Source organism: Peribacillus sp. P4_D6, from assembly GCF_056401795.1.
Genome location: NZ_JBFUIQ010000044.1, coordinates 1 through 18295 on the forward strand (window position 1 = coordinate 1; position 18295 = coordinate 18295).

Sequence of the window (18295 nt, forward strand, 5' to 3'; positions counted from 1 at the left end):
TCGGCTAGCCAGTTATTCGGCAGGAGTGTCGCACTTTTCTTCAACCCTTTAAGGAATACTGAAAAAAACTATGAAGAGGGTAATCTAGTTTACCTTTAAAATTTTGGTTTGGGGCGAGAGCAATTCGGAACTCCTTTTGCCGAAAAATTGATGAAACCGCCAGACTAAAGACGAATTGGAGATGAGGAGCCAGTTTCCCTACAATATTTCTAAAAAAAGAAGTTCCAGTGATTGGAACGTAAGGTACGAGACTCCTGCGGGAAAAGCGTGGCCAAGGGAGACCCCGCAGGCGAGCGCCGAGGAGGCTCACGGACCGCCCGCGGAAAGCGAGTGCCTGGAGTGGAAATCATTACACATACCCACTTTCAGAAACCCGTTCCCTTTTTCCACTGGCTGTCTGCCAAGCTCATCAAAGCAGCACCTGTGGGGTCTCGGCTAGCCAGTTATTCGGCAGGAGTGTCGCACTTTTCTTCAACCCTTTAAGGAATACTGAAAAAAACTATGAAGAGGGTAATCTAGTTTACCTTTAAAATTTTGGTTTGGGGCGAGAGCAATTCGGAACTCCTTTTGCCGAAAAATTGATGAAACCGCCAGACTAAAGACGAATTGGAGATGAGGAGCCAGTTTCCCTACAATGCTTCTTAAAAAAGAAGTTCCAGTGATTGGAACGTAAGGTACGAGACTACTGCGGGAAAAGCGTGGCCAAGGGCGGACCGCCCGCGGAAAAGCGAGTGCATGGAGTGGAAGTCATTACACATACTCCCTTTCGGTGGGGTCTCGGCTAGCAGGAATGTCGCACTTTCCTTCATTCCAATAATGTTTCATATTATATAAAACAGTAAAAAATTATGTAGTAAAACTAAGGAATTTATTAAATATGCGTCCACGAATTAATTCCGCAAACGTAAAGAGAGCGGGTGTTAAAACCCGCTCTCTGTAGCCATATTTATGAAATTATCTGTTGAAACCTCCGCCTAATTGTTGTTCAGCCATTTGAACAAGGCGTTTTGTGATTTCTCCACCAACTGAACCGTTAGCGCGAGATGTTGTGTCGGCACCAAGTTGTACGCCGAATTCTGTAGCGATTTCATATTTCATTTGTTGTAGAGCTTGTTCAACTCCAGGTACCAATAATTCGTTTGAGCTGTTGTTGTTTGCCATGTGTGTTTCACCTCCTTGTGATTATAGAGTGTGTTAAAACACATGGCTTCATTCGCACATTTTTATTGGTAATTAAAGGATACTAGAATAAGTCTTCCATCGCTTCTTCCTTATCGAAAGTCTGACCCGGTTTAACCGTCAATATTTCTGTTTCGGAGACCGCTTTTTCAATCAAGGATTCAAAGTCGACGAAGCTTTCATAGTAATTGACTTTTTCACGTTTCGGTTTCGTTTTTGGGCTTGCCGGCGTAAAGACCGTACAGCAATCCTCGTACGGCAGATTGGATATTTCAAAAGTATCGAGTTCTCTTGCTATTTTGATGATTTCTGTCTTATCCATGGTAATCAGCGGACGCAGGATCGGTGTATTCGTCACCTCATTGATGGCAAACATGCTGCTCATCGTCTGGCTTGCAACCTGCCCAAGGCTTTCACCGGTGATAAGTGCCATGGCTTCTTCCTTTTCACGGATGCGATCGGCGACCCGCATCATTAAACGACGGGTTGTAGTCATTGAGTAGTTTTCCGGGATTTGTTTTTGAATCAATAATTGGATTTCCGTAAATGGAACGATATGCACTTTCATGCTTCCACTAATTTCTGCCAGCTTACCTGCCAAATCAATGACCTTTTGACGTGAACGCTCGCTTGTGAACGGCGGGCTGTAAAAATGGATCGCCTCCACGTCCAATCCCCGTTTCATCGAAAGGAAGCCTGCAACAGGGCTATCAATCCCTCCTGAAAGCATCAGCATTGCCTTCCCGCTTGAACCGAATGGAAGACCGCCTGCACCCTGGATGATTTCACCTGTCAAATACACCGCTTCGCGTCTCACTTCCACTAGCAGGTTCAAATCAGGGTTCTTTACATCGACTTTTAAATCTTCTGTATTTCGGAGCAAATGCCCGCCGATTGCCCTGTTAATTTCATCGGTATTATATGGAAAATCCTTATCGGCGCGTTTTGTCGTGATTTTGAACGTGTTTACCTCTTCAAGGGTATGATTAAGGTAATACAATGCGGCCGTTTTCATCACTTCCAGATCACGCTCTATTTTTATTGCTGGGCTTAATGACTGTATACCAAAAATGCCTTTCAATCGGTCAATGACCGGCACATGGTCAGCACCGTTCAGGAGAACGTACATCCGCTCCCGGTTGGCTGTCAGCACTACACCTTCTATATCTTTTAAACTCCAGCGGATATGTGCCTTCATTTTGTCTACAAAGCCTTTACGGTTTCTTTTTTTAGTGGAGATTTCTCCATAACGGATAATTATATGATCAAATTTCATTTAGCAACCCTCATTATTTTTTCTAAATTAGCGACTATTTTCTGTATCGCCGCCAGAACTTGCTTTGCTTCTTCCATTTCATTTCCATAGGTAGTGCTGATACGGATGACGCTTTCGGAACGAGCTGAATGATGGTACATCGCGTCCACCGTTTTGCTTACCGTCCTTTTTTTCGAAGAACAGGCACTAGTCGTCGAAACAAATATTCCTTCCGATTCCAGTGCATGCAGCAATACCTCGGATTTAAGACCCGGAACGGAAAAATTCACAATATGGGGTGCGCCCTCTTCGGGACTGTTAACCAACACCCCGTCCATTTCCTTCAAACCTTTATATAAATAAGTTTTGATTTGCGAAAGCTTATCATGATACAGCAATTGATTGTTCATACTAATACGCAAAGCCTTCGAAAGGGCGACGATTCCCGCAACATTTTCAGTGCCGCTCCTGATTTTCGTTTCCTGATTGCCACCATGGAAAAGCGGGTCGACCCGAACGCCTTCACGAACATACAGGATGCCCGTCCCCTTCAAACCGTGAACCTTGTGGCCGGAAATTGTACATAAATCCACATTGGCTTCACGCAATGATAACGAAACCTTGCCTGCTCCCTGTACATTATCGACATGAAAGAGCACGTTTGGGTATTGTTTTAACAATTTGCCCACTTCAGCAATCGGCTGTATCGAGCCAACTTCATTATTAACATGCATGACGGAAACCAAAATGGTATCTTCCCTCAATGCATCCTTAAGATCGGTTATATCAATTTGTCCAAATTCGTTAACGGGAAGATATGTGATCTCATATCCCATTCTCGTCAATGATTGGCATGCGTCTTCTACAGAAGGATGTTCAATCGCTGTCGTGATTATGTGTTTGCCGCGATTTCCCTGAGCGTGGGCTGCCCCTTTAATGGCAAGATTATTTCCTTCCGTTCCGCCGGAAGTGAAATATATTTCCGAACTCTTCACCTTTAATAAATCAGCAATCTGCTTTCTGGCAGCGGAAAGCAGTTTTTCGGATTGCACCCCAAGTCCATGAAGCGAAGAGGGGTTCCCGAAATAGTCCGAAGTAACCTTCATGAATGATTCGATTACTTCGGGATATGGTTTTGTTGTTGCACTATTGTCAAAATAAATCATGGGTTCACCTTCCATGTTTTTATATCTATGATGGTCACTCTTCTAAATATAAGTTTCAATGTTGCTGTTGCAACTTCTAATATTAACATAATTGAATTTGAAAGAGAATGTAAAACACTGATCCAAGAATGATAGGATACCCGCTTCTTTTTATTCCAGAGAATGATTTAACTTCCCACCTAATCTACAAAAAGAAAAAAACCCGCCATGGCGGGTTTTCAGGAAAGGACTTCTTCTATGTTCGCACCGATTTTTTGTAAACTGCCTGGGTCGACCTTTTCTATGGCAGTGGCTGCCGTTTCCAATGCGGCTTGATATTCATAGCTTCGGAATTTCGCTTCGGCTTCCCTTAGGCTCTCGGCTACCATATCGTGGCTGCTTCGATAACGATTTCCGAATTGGATCACCTTTTCGGCCAAATACATATGCTCGATCAATTCTTGGGCTTTTTCGTGGACCTTATCCACCTGTTGAACCGCTTTTTCCAAATAAATATAAACAGCGGCCATCTCAAGCGGCTTTTCTTCAAGTTTACCCTGAACGTCATCCATGCTTTCTTTGGCATCCTGAAGCACCACTTTATACTCTTCTGGAAGACCTGGAATATTGCTTTTTGAAATTAAACGTCCAGTATCGACCATTTTGCGCTTCAATTCTGCCAGTGAATCCCTGGCATCCATTTCATCTTTTCGTAAAGCCTGTAATTTAACGGTAAAGTCTTTCTGATTTTCCTGTAATTCCTTCAACTGTACTGCAAGCCCCTGCATCTCTTCGCTGATAAGCGAGCTTGCCATCACATTATCCTCCATTTTCAAGACGAGCAATTGATGGCGTTTTGAAATCTGGGCAATCTGCTTTTCCATTTTCCGTTGGGCATCGAGCTCATTTTCCGTCAGATGATACGTGTGTTGAACATGTATGGTTTCAACTTTAAGTTTATCGTTTTCATATTCAAGGTCACTAATCGTTTTCCTGAGAATTTCATCATTTTTCAAGATATACTGTTTTGAAAGTACTTCTTTTTCCAAAAGGTCATAAAGAACCTCGATGCTTTCGCGCATTTCTTTAATGCCTTTTTCCACTGCTTCCGTTTCGGCATTTTCCAATTGTGTTTTATATAGATCCAGTTCTTCCTCAAGCCGTGATATCTCCTGCTCGAATTGGATATGGCTCAACAGGTACCCCTGTCCCGACATCTCCTCATAACCATCCTTCAATTCATTAAGCTGGGAATGCAGCTCGGATTGGCTATCAACCAATAATTTTGGGAGCATTTCCATTTTAACTGACAGAACCGCCAATTTGTCCTTAATGGTGAGAACAAGCTCCCTCGCATTCAAATAATTGCCGTTCACGGTCTCTTCTTCATATTTCTGAAGGATCTGCAACACTTCATCCAAGGAGCTTTCCAGCTTATCAGCCGCTTTCCCATAATTATGCCTGTGTGCAAGCAGGGATTTCTTCAATTGACGGTAGGAATCTTTGATATCCTCAATTTCCAATCGATTCTTTTCCTCACTGCCTACGAGTTCATTCAGTTCGTATAGGATCTTTTTGATCATTTCCTCTATTTCATTCAGCTTGACTGTAATTTTGCGCTGTATCTCTTTTGATCGGCTGAAACGGTATTTATCGACGAATTCCTCGGCATCGAATAAAAGCTCTTCGACTTCGGGCATATGATCCGTAATGATGGCATCCCATTCAATGCGCCAGTTTTCGAACATTTCCTCTGTTTCACCTGTCATGTTCAATTGTTTGACTTTAGAAAGCTCTTCCAGCACGGGGCGGTGCGTGATGCTTATTTTCCAGGATTCCAGTCGATCGATTTCTTTAAAATATCTCTTTTTGAAAAAATAACCCCAAATGATGAAAATCAAAATTAATACAATTACCCCAATTATGTAATCCATGGTAAGCCCCCTGTTCTAGTCCTTACAGTCTTGCTATTTATATATGAATTGTAAAAATGTTAAATTTAATGCTTTTATGATACCATGTTAGCAATAATTTTTGACGAGAAAAATGATTTTTTTGTAGAAAATTGCTACAAATACCTGTTTTTTGGGAGGGAAGGACCATGAAAGCTGACGGTCATGTGCACACTCCGTTTTGCCCTCACGGCTCTACGGATAAATTCGATGAATATATTACGCGGGGAATCGAGCTAGGATTAAAGGAAATCACATTTACGGAACATGCTCCATTGCCACGAAATTTTCAAGATCCTACGCCTGAAAAAGACAGCGGGATGGACGCTGCCCTGCTCCTGGATTACTTTCAAGAGCTCCGCGTACTGAAAGAACGCCATAAAGACAAAATCCTGATCAAAACAGGTCTGGAGGTTGACTTTATAGAGGGGTATGAAAAAGAAACAAAAGAATTCCTCGACGAAATCGGAGAATTCCTTGATGATAGTATACTTTCCGTTCACTTCATCAAGCATCAAAACAGCTGGCATTGCATCGATTTCAGCGAAAATGGGTTTGCTGAGATTGCCAATGAACTAGGTTCAGTGGAATCGGTTTATGCCAAATATTACGATACACTGGAAAAATCAATAGAAACTGATTTAGGCATTTATAAACCAAAACGGATCGGGCACATTACGCTTGTCCATAAATTCCAGCATCGATATCCGCCGGCATCAAGTTTTGACGAGCGGGTTTACAAGGTTCTCGAAATGATCAAGGATCAAAGGTATGAACTGGATTATAATGGAGCTGGGCTTGTAAAGCCGCTATGCGGTGAACCCTACCCTCCTGAACGATTTGCAAAGCGTGCTTTAGAACTCGGCATTCCGCTCATTTATGGTTCCGATGCCCATCAGGCTAAAGATTTGGGTCAGGGCCATCAGGCACTGATTGCAGGGTATAATGGGTAACTCATATTTACACCTCAGCCCCGGCCAGCTAACAGCGGCTGCAGGTCTTCGGCAATGAAAAGGGTATCTTGCAGAAAACGCCCGACTTCATTGGCATAAATATTCGTGTAATACGCTTCCTGCGGGAATACATGAAGCACATCCATCGCATAATGGGTATGCAGGACAGGGGCCGTCAATAATCCCTTCAACTGCAGCATATACATGGGAACGGAGACCTGCTGGAAACTCCTGCTCTTGATTCCTTGTTCCAATATATATTGAAAATAAGACTTTTCCTTTGTAAAATAAGTCGAATGAATTTCACGGTTTAAATTGGAATCGAGTGAAGATTCCCCATATATGAACCTTGCAGCAAGGAAGTTTTCCCTCTGGAAAGCGAGAATATCCTTTACAAGGTTCATCAAGCAATGCTGCGGGCCTTTAAGTTCAAGCAGCGTCATGTTCGTCTCAAGGACCAGGATATATTCTTCTAAATAGGAAGTGAAACAGAATTCCAGCAACCCCTGCTTATTCTTGAAATAGTAGGCAATATTGGCAGCGTTCACTTTCGCTTTATTCGCAATATCCCGTATGGATGTAGCATGATAGCCTTTTAAATGAAATAGATGCAATGCAGCATCCACAATGGCTTGTTTCGTTGGCGTCTGGCGATTCATTCAGGCAATCCCTCGCTTTCTTTGAGACAAGTCTTATGGACTACTTCTTCACGAAAGAGCCTGAATCCTTTAGTAAGTTCTCGACAATTTCCCAACAATGGAGCATCATGATTAGAAAGTGCTGTAAAAATATGAGGAAGACAGGTGAACGCTTTTGTTTAATGTCGAAATGTATCAAGGAAAAAAAGAAAAAAACTATGAACTGGTCCAAAAACAACTACTTGCCTTAATCGAAGATGAAACGAACAGGATAGCCAATTTAAGCAATGCGGCAGCTTTACTTAATCAGTTTCTCGATGAGATTAACTGGGTTGGCTTTTATTTATATGAAGAAGACCAATTAATACTGGGACCCTTCCAGGGGCTTCCGGCCTGTGTCCGCATTCCAATGGGCAAGGGCGTATGCGGGACTTCAGCGGCAACTGAAAAAACCCTGCGCATTGAGGATGTCCACCAATTCCCTGGACATATCGCCTGCGATGCGGCATCAAGATCTGAAATTGTCATCCCGCTCATGAAGGATGGCAAATTGCTTGGTGTCCTCGATATCGACAGCCCGATAACGGACCGTTTTGACGAAATGGATCAGCAAGGACTGGAGAAGTTCGCTGAAATCCTTTCCAATCATCTATAAAAATTAAAAGGGAGCGGCAACCCATGCCTGCTCCCTTTTCCATTTCAGTACCCAGGTACAAACCCTTTCCTGAACCCTTCTCAATATATAACTTCCCACCGGCCCTTTTGGCAAGGGCTTCCAAGTAATCCCGGAAACCATCCATAATTGTTGTATTCATTATCTCATGATAAAATTGTATTTTTCCTGCCGCCATTCTCTATTCTATAATTATCACAACTGTCCTTGACTCATTGAGCAGAATATTATACAATACTCCTTGTGTAAAATATTGCAGCCTATGTGACAGCCTTTATGTTCTCATTTTGTTCCTCAATACAGAGGTGTATCTCGTAACTCTCTGCTGCTAGGGCGAAGGTACATGAAAACAAAATGGTCATGATCGTACATTCACACGGYTTTTATTTTACCCAAATAAAAACATTTAAAGGAGGAGTCATCCTATGGCTCGTTATACTGGCCCAAGCTGGAAACTATCCCGTCGTTTAGGAATTTCCCTAACAGGTACTGGTAAAGAATTAGAAAAACGCCCTTATGCTCCAGGACAACATGGTCCTAACCAACGCAGAAAAATTTCTGAATACGGAATGCAACTGCAAGAGAAACAAAAACTTCGTCACATGTACGGAATCACTGAACGTCAATTCCGTTCAATGTTCGACCGCGCTGGCAAACTTAAAGGTGTACATGGTGAAAACTTCATGGTTCTTCTTGAATCACGTCTTGACAACCTAGTTTACCGTCTTGGTTTAGCTCGTACACGTCGTCAAGCACGTCAACTTGTTAACCACGGTCACATCACTGTAGACGGAAGCCGCGTAGACATTCCATCTTACAAAGTGTCTCTTGGACAAACAATCTCAGTTCGTGAAAAATCACGCAACTTCTCAATCATCAAAGAATCAGTTGAAGCAACTAACTTCGTTCCTGATTTCCTTACTTTCGATGCTGAGAAATTAGAAGGTACTTTCACTCGTTTACCAGAACGTTCTGAATTGCCTGCTGAAATTAACGAAGCTCTTATCGTTGAGTTCTACTCTCGTTAATAACTTCAAAAAACCCATCCTTGGATGGGTTTTTTTTTGCGCCTAAACACCTTTGCAGAACAAAGCCCGGCTGGTATTTCAGCCGGGCTTTGGACAATCATTTCACTAATGTGTATTTCTTCTTGCCGCGACGAACGAGGATGAACTCCCCTTCAATCTTGGCAGCTTCCGTCACTACATATTGCAGGTCGGTCACTTTCTCCCCATTTATGGAGATTGCCCCGTTCTGAATATCTTCACGGGCTTGACGCTTTGATGGCGAAATTTTCGCTTCAACGATTAAATCGACCAAACCGATATCTTCCTTGCTTTCACGTTCGAAGCTAGGGACATCTTTAAAGCCCAATTTGATTTCCGCTGCACTTAAATTCTTCACCTCACCGCTGAATAGGGCGGCAGAGATTTTGATCGCTTGGTCAAGAGCTTCCTGACCATGAATCAAACGGGTCATTTCTTCCCCTAAAGCTTTTTGCGCTTTACGCAAATGCGGTTCGTTTTGTACGGATTGCTCTAACTCTTCAATCACCTCACGAGATAGGAATGTGAAGAATTTAAGGTATTTCACGACATCTGCATCTGCTGTATTGATCCAGAATTGGTAAAATTCATAAGGAGTCGTTTTTTCCGGATCAAGCCATATCGCTCCGCCTTCCGTTTTACCGAATTTCGTTCCATCCGCTTTCGTTACGAGCGGGATCGTCATACCGAATGCTTTGGCATTCTCATCATTGGATTTCCTGATCATTTCAAGGCCGGTCGTAATGTTGCCCCATTGATCACTGCCGCCTATTTGCAATTTACAGTCGTAATTGCTGTATAAATGACCGAAATCAATTCCTTGTAAAATCGTGTACGCAAATTCAGTGAAGGAAATTCCCGTATCCAAGCGGGAAGCAACCGTATCTTTTGCCAGCATGTAGTTAATGCCGATGTATTTCCCGTAATCACGAAGGAACGTAACCATATCGATTTTGCCTATCCAGTCATAGTTATTGACCATGACCGCACCATTTTCACCGTCGAATTCAAAGATGTGGGATAGCTGCCCTTTTATGCAGTCTGCATTATAAAGCACTTTTTCCAGCGTTTGCAGCTGACGTTCCTCTTTTTTACCGCTAGGATCACCGATGAGTCCTGTCGCACCGCCTACCAGCACAAGGGGACGATGACCGTGCTGCTGGAAACGGCGCAATGTCAAGAATGGCAATAGATGACCGATGTGCATGCTATCCGCAGTTGGATCGACACCACAGTATAAAGAAATTTTCTCTTTTTCCAAAAGGTTCTTAAAACCTTCTTCATCCGTTTGTTGATAAATAATTCCTCTCCACTCGAGGTCTTTAAGCAATTCCATTAAATATTCCTCCTCCATCTTAGAAAAAACCCGCAAAAAGCACACAAAAACGCCCCTTCATAAATATGAAGGGACGAATGAATTCGCGGTACCACCCAACTTGAGGACATAATACGCCCTCCGCTCAAGACGAATAACGGTCGTCAGCCGTTTCCTGCTACTAATCATTTCACAGCAAATGCTCCAGGAAGTAATTCATCATACCATTTGTACCGATTTCCACTAACCACCGGCTCTCTGAAACAGGGATAGTCTGACTACTGGGTCCTATCATCGCGATCATTTAATCATTTTATTGTTGTTAATAAACTTTTATCATACATAAGAATCCTTGTCAACTTCACCCTACAGATTATAGAAAAATAAGAAAGATGCCCTTTCCCCTACCGGTTGTATGCTATAATATATGTGATTTCAGGGGGTATGATACGATGAATAATTATCAAAAAGATAGATTTCAAACAGTCTGGAAGCAGCTGACCCGTTTTTTCCAAAGTGAAAAAACACATAAGAACGCGCGGGTTACATACCAAGTCATTTGGAATTTAACACTGATCCTCATTATTGTCGGGATCCTAGGATTCTCATTCGCCGGCGGCGTCGGAGCCGGCTATTTCGCTGCCCTCGTCAATGATGAGCCAGTACGCTCAAAAGAAGATTTGAAAAAAGACATTTACAATTATGAAGAGACCTCTGAAGTATACTTTGCAGATGAAGTATACTTGGGCAAGCTTAAGAGTGACCTTGAGCGTGAGGAAGTGTCCATCGATAAAGTTTCCAAGCATCTTAAAAATGCAGTCATCGCTACAGAAGATGAGTATTTTTATGAGCATGACGGGGTTGTCCCGAAAGCCATCCTGCGTGCGATTTACCAGGAATTTTCGAATGCAACCGTCCAATCGGGAGGAAGTACATTAACACAGCAGCTCATTAAAAACCAGATCCTGACCAACGAAGTATCATTTGACCGGAAGGCAAAAGAAATCCTTCTTGCGCTCCGGGTCGAAAAGTTCTTTGAAAAGGAAGAGATTTTGGAAACGTACTTAAACGTCTCCACTTTGGGACGAAACTCTTCAGGCCGTAACATCGCCGGGGTTGAGTCCGCCGCTGAAGGTATTTTTGGTGTGGAGGCCAAAGATCTGACACTGCCCCAATCAGCCTTTATCGCTGGATTGCCGCAAAGCCCTTTCGGATATACACCATATACCCAGAATGGAAAATTGAAGGAAAATCAAAAGCCCGGCATCAACCGGATGAAAACCGTTTTAAAGCGGATGTATAGTAACGGGTACATAACAAAAGAAGAATATGATAAAGCGAGAACATACGACATAACAAAAGACTTTATCGGTAAAACGGAGATGCCATCCGAGAAATATCCATGGCTCACCAATGAAATCGAAAAACGCTCCATTAAAATCCTCTCTGTCAGTCTGGCAAAAGAAGATGGATATGAAGAGAAAGATTTAAAGAATGATGATTTAAAAGCTCAATATCTAGCACTTGCCGACCGTAAGCTGCGGCAAAATGGCTATAAGGTATATACGACCGTCAACAAAAAGATTTATGACAAGATGCAGGAAGTAACGAAAAACTATCCGAATTACGGATACGATAAAGCAGGTGAGCCCGTTGAAGCCGGGGCCATTCTTATCGAGAATAAAACAGGGAAAATCATCAGTTTCGTAGGCGGCCGTGATTTTAAGCGGAAGCAGTACAACCACGCCACCGCATCATTGCGCTCGAACGGATCAACGATGAAGCCGCTGGTGATATATGGTCCAGGCATCGAGCTGGGCAAGATTTCGCCTGGCAGCGTATCGGCCAACGTGCCGATCTCCATTCCAACAGGAGGCAAACCGTGGAGTCCAGGAAACTATGGCGGCGGCAGCTATACGGGAGTATCGACTGCCCGCGAGGCCCTGAAGAATTCCTATAACATCCCGGCAGCGCTCTTTTACAAGAAAATCATCAACCTGAGCCCCGCTTCGTATTTGGAAAAAATGGGCTTCTCCACCGTGACGAAAGGGGATTACTCCAATCTTGCCTTGTCATTGGGTGCGATGGATAAAGGTGTAACCGTTGAAGAAAACGTCAATGCATATGGCACTTTTGCCAATTCAGGAGAATTCATCGATGCTTATATGATCGATAAAATCGTTTCGAAAGATGGCAAAGTCATCTATCAGCATAAAGTGAAACCAGTGGATGTTTTCTCTCCGCAAGCCGCTTACCTGACGCTCGATATGATGCGTGATGTCGTAAACAGCGGGACGGCGGCCTCGGTCAGGAACCGCCTTGCCTTCTCAAGCGATTGGGCAGGTAAAACCGGTACTTCACAAAACTATTGGGATGCCTGGTTTGTAGCCAGCAACCCGAATGTATCGTTCGGGACATGGCTCGGTTATGACAAGCCGAAATCCTTGCAAGGGACTTATAATGGACTTGAATATAATAAACGTAATTTGTATTATTGGGCAGATCTGATCAATGCCGCATATAAAGTCGACCCTAAACTCATCGACCCCGATAAGCGATTCGAAATGCCTGGCGGAATTGTCAGCCGTTCCTTCTGTGGCGTTTCAGGACTGCTGCCTTCAAGCTCATGCCAAAAGGCCGGGCTTGTCAAATCGGATTTATTCATCGCCAAGTATGCTCCATCCAGGGCGGATGATAGTTTCATAGATGGACAATATGTATCAGTGGGCAGCAAACGCTACGCAGCCCTTCCGCAAACACCTGGCGAATTCAAAAGCGGCGGGTTCATGTTGAATCCAGATTCCTTTGCAGATATCGGGTTGAGATATGTCGTTGACCCGGGATCCGTGATTCCCGGAGCCGAAAAATCAGGAAATGTCGTCGGGGCGACAGCGAAATTGAATGATAATGGCAAAGCACCAGATCCCCTATCCATAGCGATCAGCAACGGTAAGATTACATGGGGCTTGCATCATGAAGGAGATGTCGTCGGTTATCGTGTCTATAAAGACGGCAAAAAAGTGGCGAGCATCAATGCTGGGGAGAATCTTGTTTACAAAGTCGGCTCTGGCGGATCTTATTACGTAACGGCCGTCGACATTGTCGGTAAAGAATCAGCCCCTTCCCAACATGTTGAAAGCGGCGCTAAAAAGACAAGTTCCAAAGAAGATTCCGCGAAAAATAAAGATGATCGCGGAAAAGATAAAATAGTTAACGAAGTTAAAAAAACAGACTCAAAAGAAGAGAACGGTCCAGACAAAAATACAGATACAAATAAACAACCGGAAAAAGATATACAACCAGAAAAAGAAACGGAAACGGATAAAGAAAAAGATCCAGTTCAAGACAAAGATCAAAACAAAGAGAATACAGATAAAGAAATTCAAGGGAACGACAAAGTTCAAGGCACAGTCAATGATCAAGAGCAAGAAACGGATAAAGCGGAAGATGAGGAAGAATGACACTCTTGAACTAAAACAGGCTGTCGGGTAACCCCGACAGCCTGTTTCCTTATAATCTCCCAAAAAGGCATCCATGAAAGTGACAATGGATGCCTTTTTCATTTTCAATGATCAGTATGACTCAGTTTCTCAATCCTCCATCGATGATAAATCACCGGTTGGCAAATCAAGTTCCCAAGCTTTCAAGACACGGCGCATGATTTTACCGCTTCTTGTTTTAGGAAGTTTATCCCTGAATTCAATTTCACGAGGTGCTGCATGTGCTGCTAAACCATGCTTCACAAATGTACGAATATCCTCAATCAACTCATCGTTCGCATCGTATCCGTCACGAAGGGCGATAAACGCTTTGATAATCTCCCCCCGAACCGGATCCGGCTTACCGATGACCCCCGCTTCAGCTACAGCTGGATGCTCGACCAACTTGCTTTCCACTTCGAAAGGTCCGACCCTCTCCCCTGCCGTCATGATGACATCATCAACACGGCCTTGGAACCAGAAATAACCATCTTCATCCATGTATGCGGAATCTCCGGAAACATACCAATCACCTGGCATAAAGTAAGATTCATATTTCGCTTCATTCTTCCAGACGGTCTTCATCATCGAAGGCCAGCCTTTCTTGATGGCAAGGTTCCCCATTCTATGCGGCGGAAGCTCGTTGCCTTGATCATCCACTATTGCCGCTTTCACGCCAGGAATCGGTTTACCCATCGAACCCGGTTTGATTTCCAGGCAAGGATAATTGCAGATGACCTGAGCCCCGGTCTCCGTCATCCACCATGTATCATGGATCCGATGATTGAATACCTTCATTCCCCAGCGCACCACTTCCGGGTTCAACGGTTCACCGACACTTAAAATATGTCGGAGATTGCTTAAATCGAACCGCTTAACGATCTCGTCACCCGCGCCCATCAGCATCCTGAAGGCAGTCGGTGCACTATACCATACCGTGACACCAAAGTCCTCCAAGGTCTTGTACCAGGATTCAGGCTTGAAACGCCCGCCTACAATGACATTCGAGGTCCCTGTCAGCCAAGGTCCAAAAATCCCGTAAGACGTCCCTGTCACCCAACCAGGATCCGCTGTGCACCAATACACATCCTCATCCTGCAAATCAAGGACCCATCTTGCCGTTTGATAATGCTGGATCATCGCATTATGAACATGAAGCACCCCTTTTGGTTTTCCTGTGGAACCGGAGGTATAGTGAAGAATCAGACCGTCATTCCGATCGACCCATTCAATGTCGAATTTTTTGTCGGCTTCTTTTAATTTCTTATTGAAGTGATGGTACTTCCCTTCTTCTTTTATATTTTCCCCCACCAGGAAAATATGCTTCAAATGGGGTAATTCATCCACTGGCACGCGCGGCAAAAGTTCAGGTGTCGTCACAATCACACTTGCCTCACTATCTTCAAGACGATCCCTTATGGCGCCTTCCATGAAGGCTTCGAACAACGGCCCTACGACCGCTCCCGTTTTAATCGCACCCAACAAAGCAAAATACAGCTCCGGGGAGCGAGGCATGAAAATGAAAACACGATCACCTTTTTCCACATTGGCAATGTTCTTGAATACATTGGCCGCTTGGTTCGTATAATCTTTCATTTCCTTGAATGTATACTTTTCATTTCTTTTATCGTCTTTGTAATAAAGGGCCACTTTATTCTTTTTGTATGTTTCGACATGGCGGTCAATGGCTTCATGCGCAAGATTCACTTTACCGGTTTCAGACCAGGAGAATTCCTTTTCCGTCTCAGACCAGTCAAACTTATTGTATTTTTCATCATAATTCTTTAAATTAAAATTACCTTCCACTACTGGCAACGCTTTCACATTCATACGACAAACTCCCCCTTCATTCGGCTCTATATTTTTATTATAGTATAAGAATCGAATTATCTCAATTTTTAAAATATTGGTCGTTTCCATATTAGGGAAATCCCTTCTTGGTGAATGTTGAGAGTTACTGGTATATGGTCATGGTCAAGGTGCATCCATATGATAGCCGGGAAAGAAGGGGCACTGTAACAAAAGCGCCTTGAACTTTCTGAATTATGCCCCTTGTTTTCATGTATAATTTATGTAAGCTTTCCATTCGGTTTAAAAGCGATGCTTCGGAATGCGAGAATGTAAGATTACTATATAACAAGGGTGGTGAAAGAATGGAATATAGTAAGACCTTTTACACTAAGGAACTGCAGACATTAAGCGGAACGCTCATCATCGAGGGACCGTTAAGCGGAGAAAAAATGTCCGCTTATGAGTTTCATGAAGACTTGGTCGCCTTTCGCCCCCCTGCTTTGCAGCATAAAGCGTTAATAGAGATAGCAGACTTGCCTGAGGGCAGGATCTTCATCGCCCGTGAAAATGAAACAATCGTGGGGTATGTAACTTACTTATATCCCGATCCCTTGGAGCGCTGGTCGGAAATCAAGATGGAGGACCTGATTGAGCTTGGTGCAATCGAGGTCATCCCTAAATACCGGGGTGCCTCGGTTGGGAAGAACCTGATCCGCCTTTCAATGGAAGACGATTCGGTTGAAGACTTCATCATCATCACCACTGAATACTATTGGCATTGGGATTTGAAAGGGACAGGGCTGAATATTTGGGACTATCGCAAGGTTATGGAAAAAATGATGAGTGCGGGTGGCTTGGTCTACTTTGCAACAGATGATCCTGAAATCAGTTCCCACCCGGCCAACTGCCTGATGGCCCGAATTGGCAAAAGAGTCCCGTCGGAATCCATCCAGAAGTTCGACCAATTGCGTTTTATGAATCGGTTTATGTATTAAAGAGGAGAGGAAGAGGAGGAAGGAAAATGATTGTTGAAACAATAATGAATGAGGATATCATCACCCTCACTCCAACGGATACCATCCATAGCGCTGTCTTGATCATTAGGGAGAAACGAATTCGCCATATACCCATTGTCGATGACAGCTTTCAACTTGTGGGATTAGTCAGCGACCGTGATATTCGGGATGCTGCCCCTTCTATTTTCCGTACCGAAGAATACAAAAATGATTTACAAAAACCATTATCAAGCATCATGAAAACGGAAATAATCACGGGGCACCCGCTTGATTTCGTGGAAGAAATCGGGGCTGTTTTTTGTGATAACAATATCAGCTGCCTTCCAATCGTAAAGGGCAGGAAGTTAGTGGGCATCATAACCGGTTCTGATTTACTTCATTCATACGTTGAGTTGACAGGAGTCAATCAGCCCGGTTCCCAAATCGAAATCAGAATCCCGGATAAGGCAGGTTCCCTTCATGATATTGCCCATATTTTCAAAAGGCGCAATACGAATATCCTGAGCACCCTTGTTTATCCTGAAAAAAATGGAACCGATTATAAAATTCTTGTAATTCGTGTACAGACGATGAATCCATTTATGGTGGTGGAGGATTTGAAGAAAGAAGGCTATACCGTTTTATGGCCTAGTCTACCGGGGATTCCACATGAATGATACATCCCTTTTCGTCTATTCGGATGAACTCCTTACCTACAAATTCAACGATGAGCATCCATTCAATCAAAAACGCCTTAAACTCACGCTTGATTTATTAAAAAAACACCATGCCATCAATGATGATCAAATTATCAAGCCCAGAATGGCTACCGATGCAGAATTGGAACTGATCCATGATCACCATTATGTAAACGCTGTCAGATTAGCGGGCCAGGGAAAGCTCCCCCCTGAAAAGGCAGTAAATTATGGACTGGGAACAGAGGATACCCCTATCTTCCCCAATATGCACGAAGCAAGCGCCTTGCTTGTAGGCGGTACCTTGACGGCTGTGGATGCCGTCATGACCGGTCAGTCCCTGCACGCACTTAATCTTGGCGGTGGCCTGCACCACGGTTTCCGCGGGAAAGCATCGGGCTTTTGCATTTACAATGATAGTTCGGTCGCGATTAAATACCTGCAAAAGAAATATGGGGCGCGTGTCTTGTATGTCGATACCGATGCACATCATGGTGACGGAGTCCAATGGTCATTTTATGATGATCCTGATGTATGCACCTTATCCATTCATGAAACGGGGCGCTACTTATTTCCCGGTACCGGCACGATTAACGAGCGGGGCCAGGGAAAAGGCTACGGCTATTCATTCAACATCCCGGTCGATGCGTTCACTGAAGATGAATCCTGGCTCGAATGCTATAAGGCTTCCTTTAAAGAAGTCATTGAATACTTCAAACCGGATGTCATATTAACGCAAAACGGAGCCGATTCCCATTATTACGATCCGCTCACCCATTTATCTGCGACCATGAAGATTTTTAGGGAAATACCAAAGTTGGCCCATGAWATGGCCCATAAGTATTGCGAAGGACGGTGGATTGCAGTAGGAGGCGGCGGATATGATATATGGCGCGTCGTCCCGAGGGCTTGGGCGAGGGTCTGGCTTGAAATGACGAATAATGATATTTCAGGTCCCCTATCAAAGGAATGGCTCGATAGCTGGCAGCCTGAGTCCCCTGTTCCCCTACCGACTGAATGGGATGACATGGAAGATATATACGAACCCATTCCGAGAAAGCCTGAAATTACCGAGAAGAATGCCCTGACGCTTGAAAAGGTCCTTTATCCCATCAGGTCTTCCAAGCAAACATCGAAAAGCAATGAACAAAGTTAACCAAAAGATCGTTGAAAAACGAT

At 43.8% G+C, this 18295-nt stretch carries 14 protein-coding genes and 1 other annotated feature; of the genes, 7 read left to right on the plus strand and 7 right to left on the minus strand.

What is annotated here, in order from left to right:
- Positions 1-954: 954 nt before the first annotated feature.
- The 4 genes from AC1DVB_RS14720 to ezrA form a co-directional block, all read right to left on the minus strand.
- The gene (locus tag AC1DVB_RS14720; protein WP_034309203.1) at positions 955-1161 is read right to left on the minus strand and encodes an alpha/beta-type small acid-soluble spore protein; all 207 of its coding nucleotides are present in this window, start codon (positions 1159-1161) and stop codon (positions 955-957) included.
- An 82-nt stretch (positions 1162-1243) separates the two neighbouring features.
- The gene (gene thiI, locus AC1DVB_RS14725; protein WP_477589750.1) at positions 1244-2455 is read right to left on the minus strand and encodes a tRNA uracil 4-sulfurtransferase ThiI; all 1212 of its coding nucleotides are present in this window, start codon (positions 2453-2455) and stop codon (positions 1244-1246) included.
- Positions 2452-3600: a cysteine desulfurase family protein gene (locus AC1DVB_RS14730; protein WP_057276727.1), complete on the minus strand. Its 1149-nt coding sequence runs from the start codon at positions 3598-3600 to the stop codon at positions 2452-2454. Before AC1DVB_RS14730 ends, thiI begins: the two co-directional genes overlap by 4 nt.
- Before the next feature lie 218 nt (positions 3601-3818).
- Positions 3819-5513 (minus strand): septation ring formation regulator EzrA, encoded by a 1695-nt coding sequence (ezrA, locus tag AC1DVB_RS14735; protein WP_057276728.1) that lies wholly within the window; start codon positions 5511-5513, stop codon positions 3819-3821.
- A 167-nt stretch (positions 5514-5680) separates the two neighbouring features.
- Here ezrA and hisJ point away from each other — a divergent pair, with 167 nt between their 5' ends.
- Positions 5681-6484 (plus strand): histidinol-phosphatase HisJ, encoded by an 804-nt coding sequence (hisJ, locus tag AC1DVB_RS14740; RefSeq protein ID WP_095393615.1) that lies wholly within the window; start codon positions 5681-5683, stop codon positions 6482-6484.
- Between the two features lie 14 nt (positions 6485-6498).
- Here hisJ and refZ read toward each other — a convergent pair whose 3' ends face one another.
- On the minus strand, positions 6499-7143 hold the full coding sequence (refZ, locus tag AC1DVB_RS14745; RefSeq protein WP_034309217.1) for a forespore capture DNA-binding protein RefZ: 645 nt from the start codon (positions 7141-7143) through the stop codon (positions 6499-6501).
- Positions 7144-7297: 154 nt separating this feature from the next.
- Between refZ and AC1DVB_RS14750 the strand changes: the two genes are divergently transcribed.
- Entirely contained in the window at positions 7298-7777 is a 480-nt protein-coding gene (locus AC1DVB_RS14750) for a GAF domain-containing protein (protein ID WP_034309218.1), read from the plus strand.
- Between the two features lie 443 nt (positions 7778-8220).
- Complete coding sequence (gene rpsD, locus AC1DVB_RS14755) at positions 8221-8823, plus strand: 30S ribosomal protein S4 (RefSeq protein WP_057276730.1); 603 nt, start codon at positions 8221-8223, stop codon at positions 8821-8823.
- Positions 8824-8920: 97 nt separating this feature from the next.
- Here the strand turns inward: rpsD and tyrS are convergent, their stop codons facing one another.
- Positions 8921-10177: a tyrosine--tRNA ligase gene (gene tyrS, locus AC1DVB_RS14760; protein WP_034309231.1), complete on the minus strand. Its 1257-nt coding sequence runs from the start codon at positions 10175-10177 to the stop codon at positions 8921-8923.
- 66 nt (positions 10178-10243) lie between these two features.
- Positions 10244-10460, minus strand: a binding site (T-box leader).
- 148 nt (positions 10461-10608) lie between these two features.
- Here tyrS and AC1DVB_RS14765 point away from each other — a divergent pair.
- On the plus strand, positions 10609-13617 hold the full coding sequence (locus AC1DVB_RS14765; RefSeq protein ID WP_477589754.1) for a transglycosylase domain-containing protein: 3009 nt from the start codon (positions 10609-10611) through the stop codon (positions 13615-13617).
- Positions 13618-13746: 129 nt separating this feature from the next.
- Here AC1DVB_RS14765 and acsA read toward each other — a convergent pair whose 3' ends face one another.
- Positions 13747-15465 carry an acetate--CoA ligase gene (gene acsA / locus AC1DVB_RS14770; protein WP_477589756.1) on the minus strand — a complete coding sequence of 573 codons (1719 nt, stop codon included), beginning with the start codon at positions 15463-15465 and terminating at the stop codon, positions 13747-13749.
- A gap of 323 nt (positions 15466-15788) precedes the next feature.
- Between acsA and AC1DVB_RS14775 the strand changes: the two genes are divergently transcribed.
- The 3 genes from AC1DVB_RS14775 to AC1DVB_RS14785 are packed head-to-tail and all read left to right on the plus strand — an operon-like array spanning position 15789 to position 18272.
- Entirely contained in the window at positions 15789-16421 is a 633-nt protein-coding gene (locus AC1DVB_RS14775) for a GNAT family N-acetyltransferase (RefSeq protein ID WP_063575476.1), read from the plus strand.
- A 26-nt stretch (positions 16422-16447) separates the two neighbouring features.
- Entirely contained in the window at positions 16448-17098 is a 651-nt protein-coding gene (locus tag AC1DVB_RS14780; RefSeq protein ID WP_477589758.1) for an acetoin utilization AcuB family protein, read from the plus strand.
- Positions 17091-18272: an acetoin utilization protein AcuC gene (locus AC1DVB_RS14785; RefSeq protein WP_477589760.1), complete on the plus strand. Its 1182-nt coding sequence runs from the start codon at positions 17091-17093 to the stop codon at positions 18270-18272. The genes AC1DVB_RS14780 and AC1DVB_RS14785 overlap by 8 nt, the downstream gene beginning before the upstream one ends.
- Positions 18273-18295: the final 23 nt, after the last annotated feature.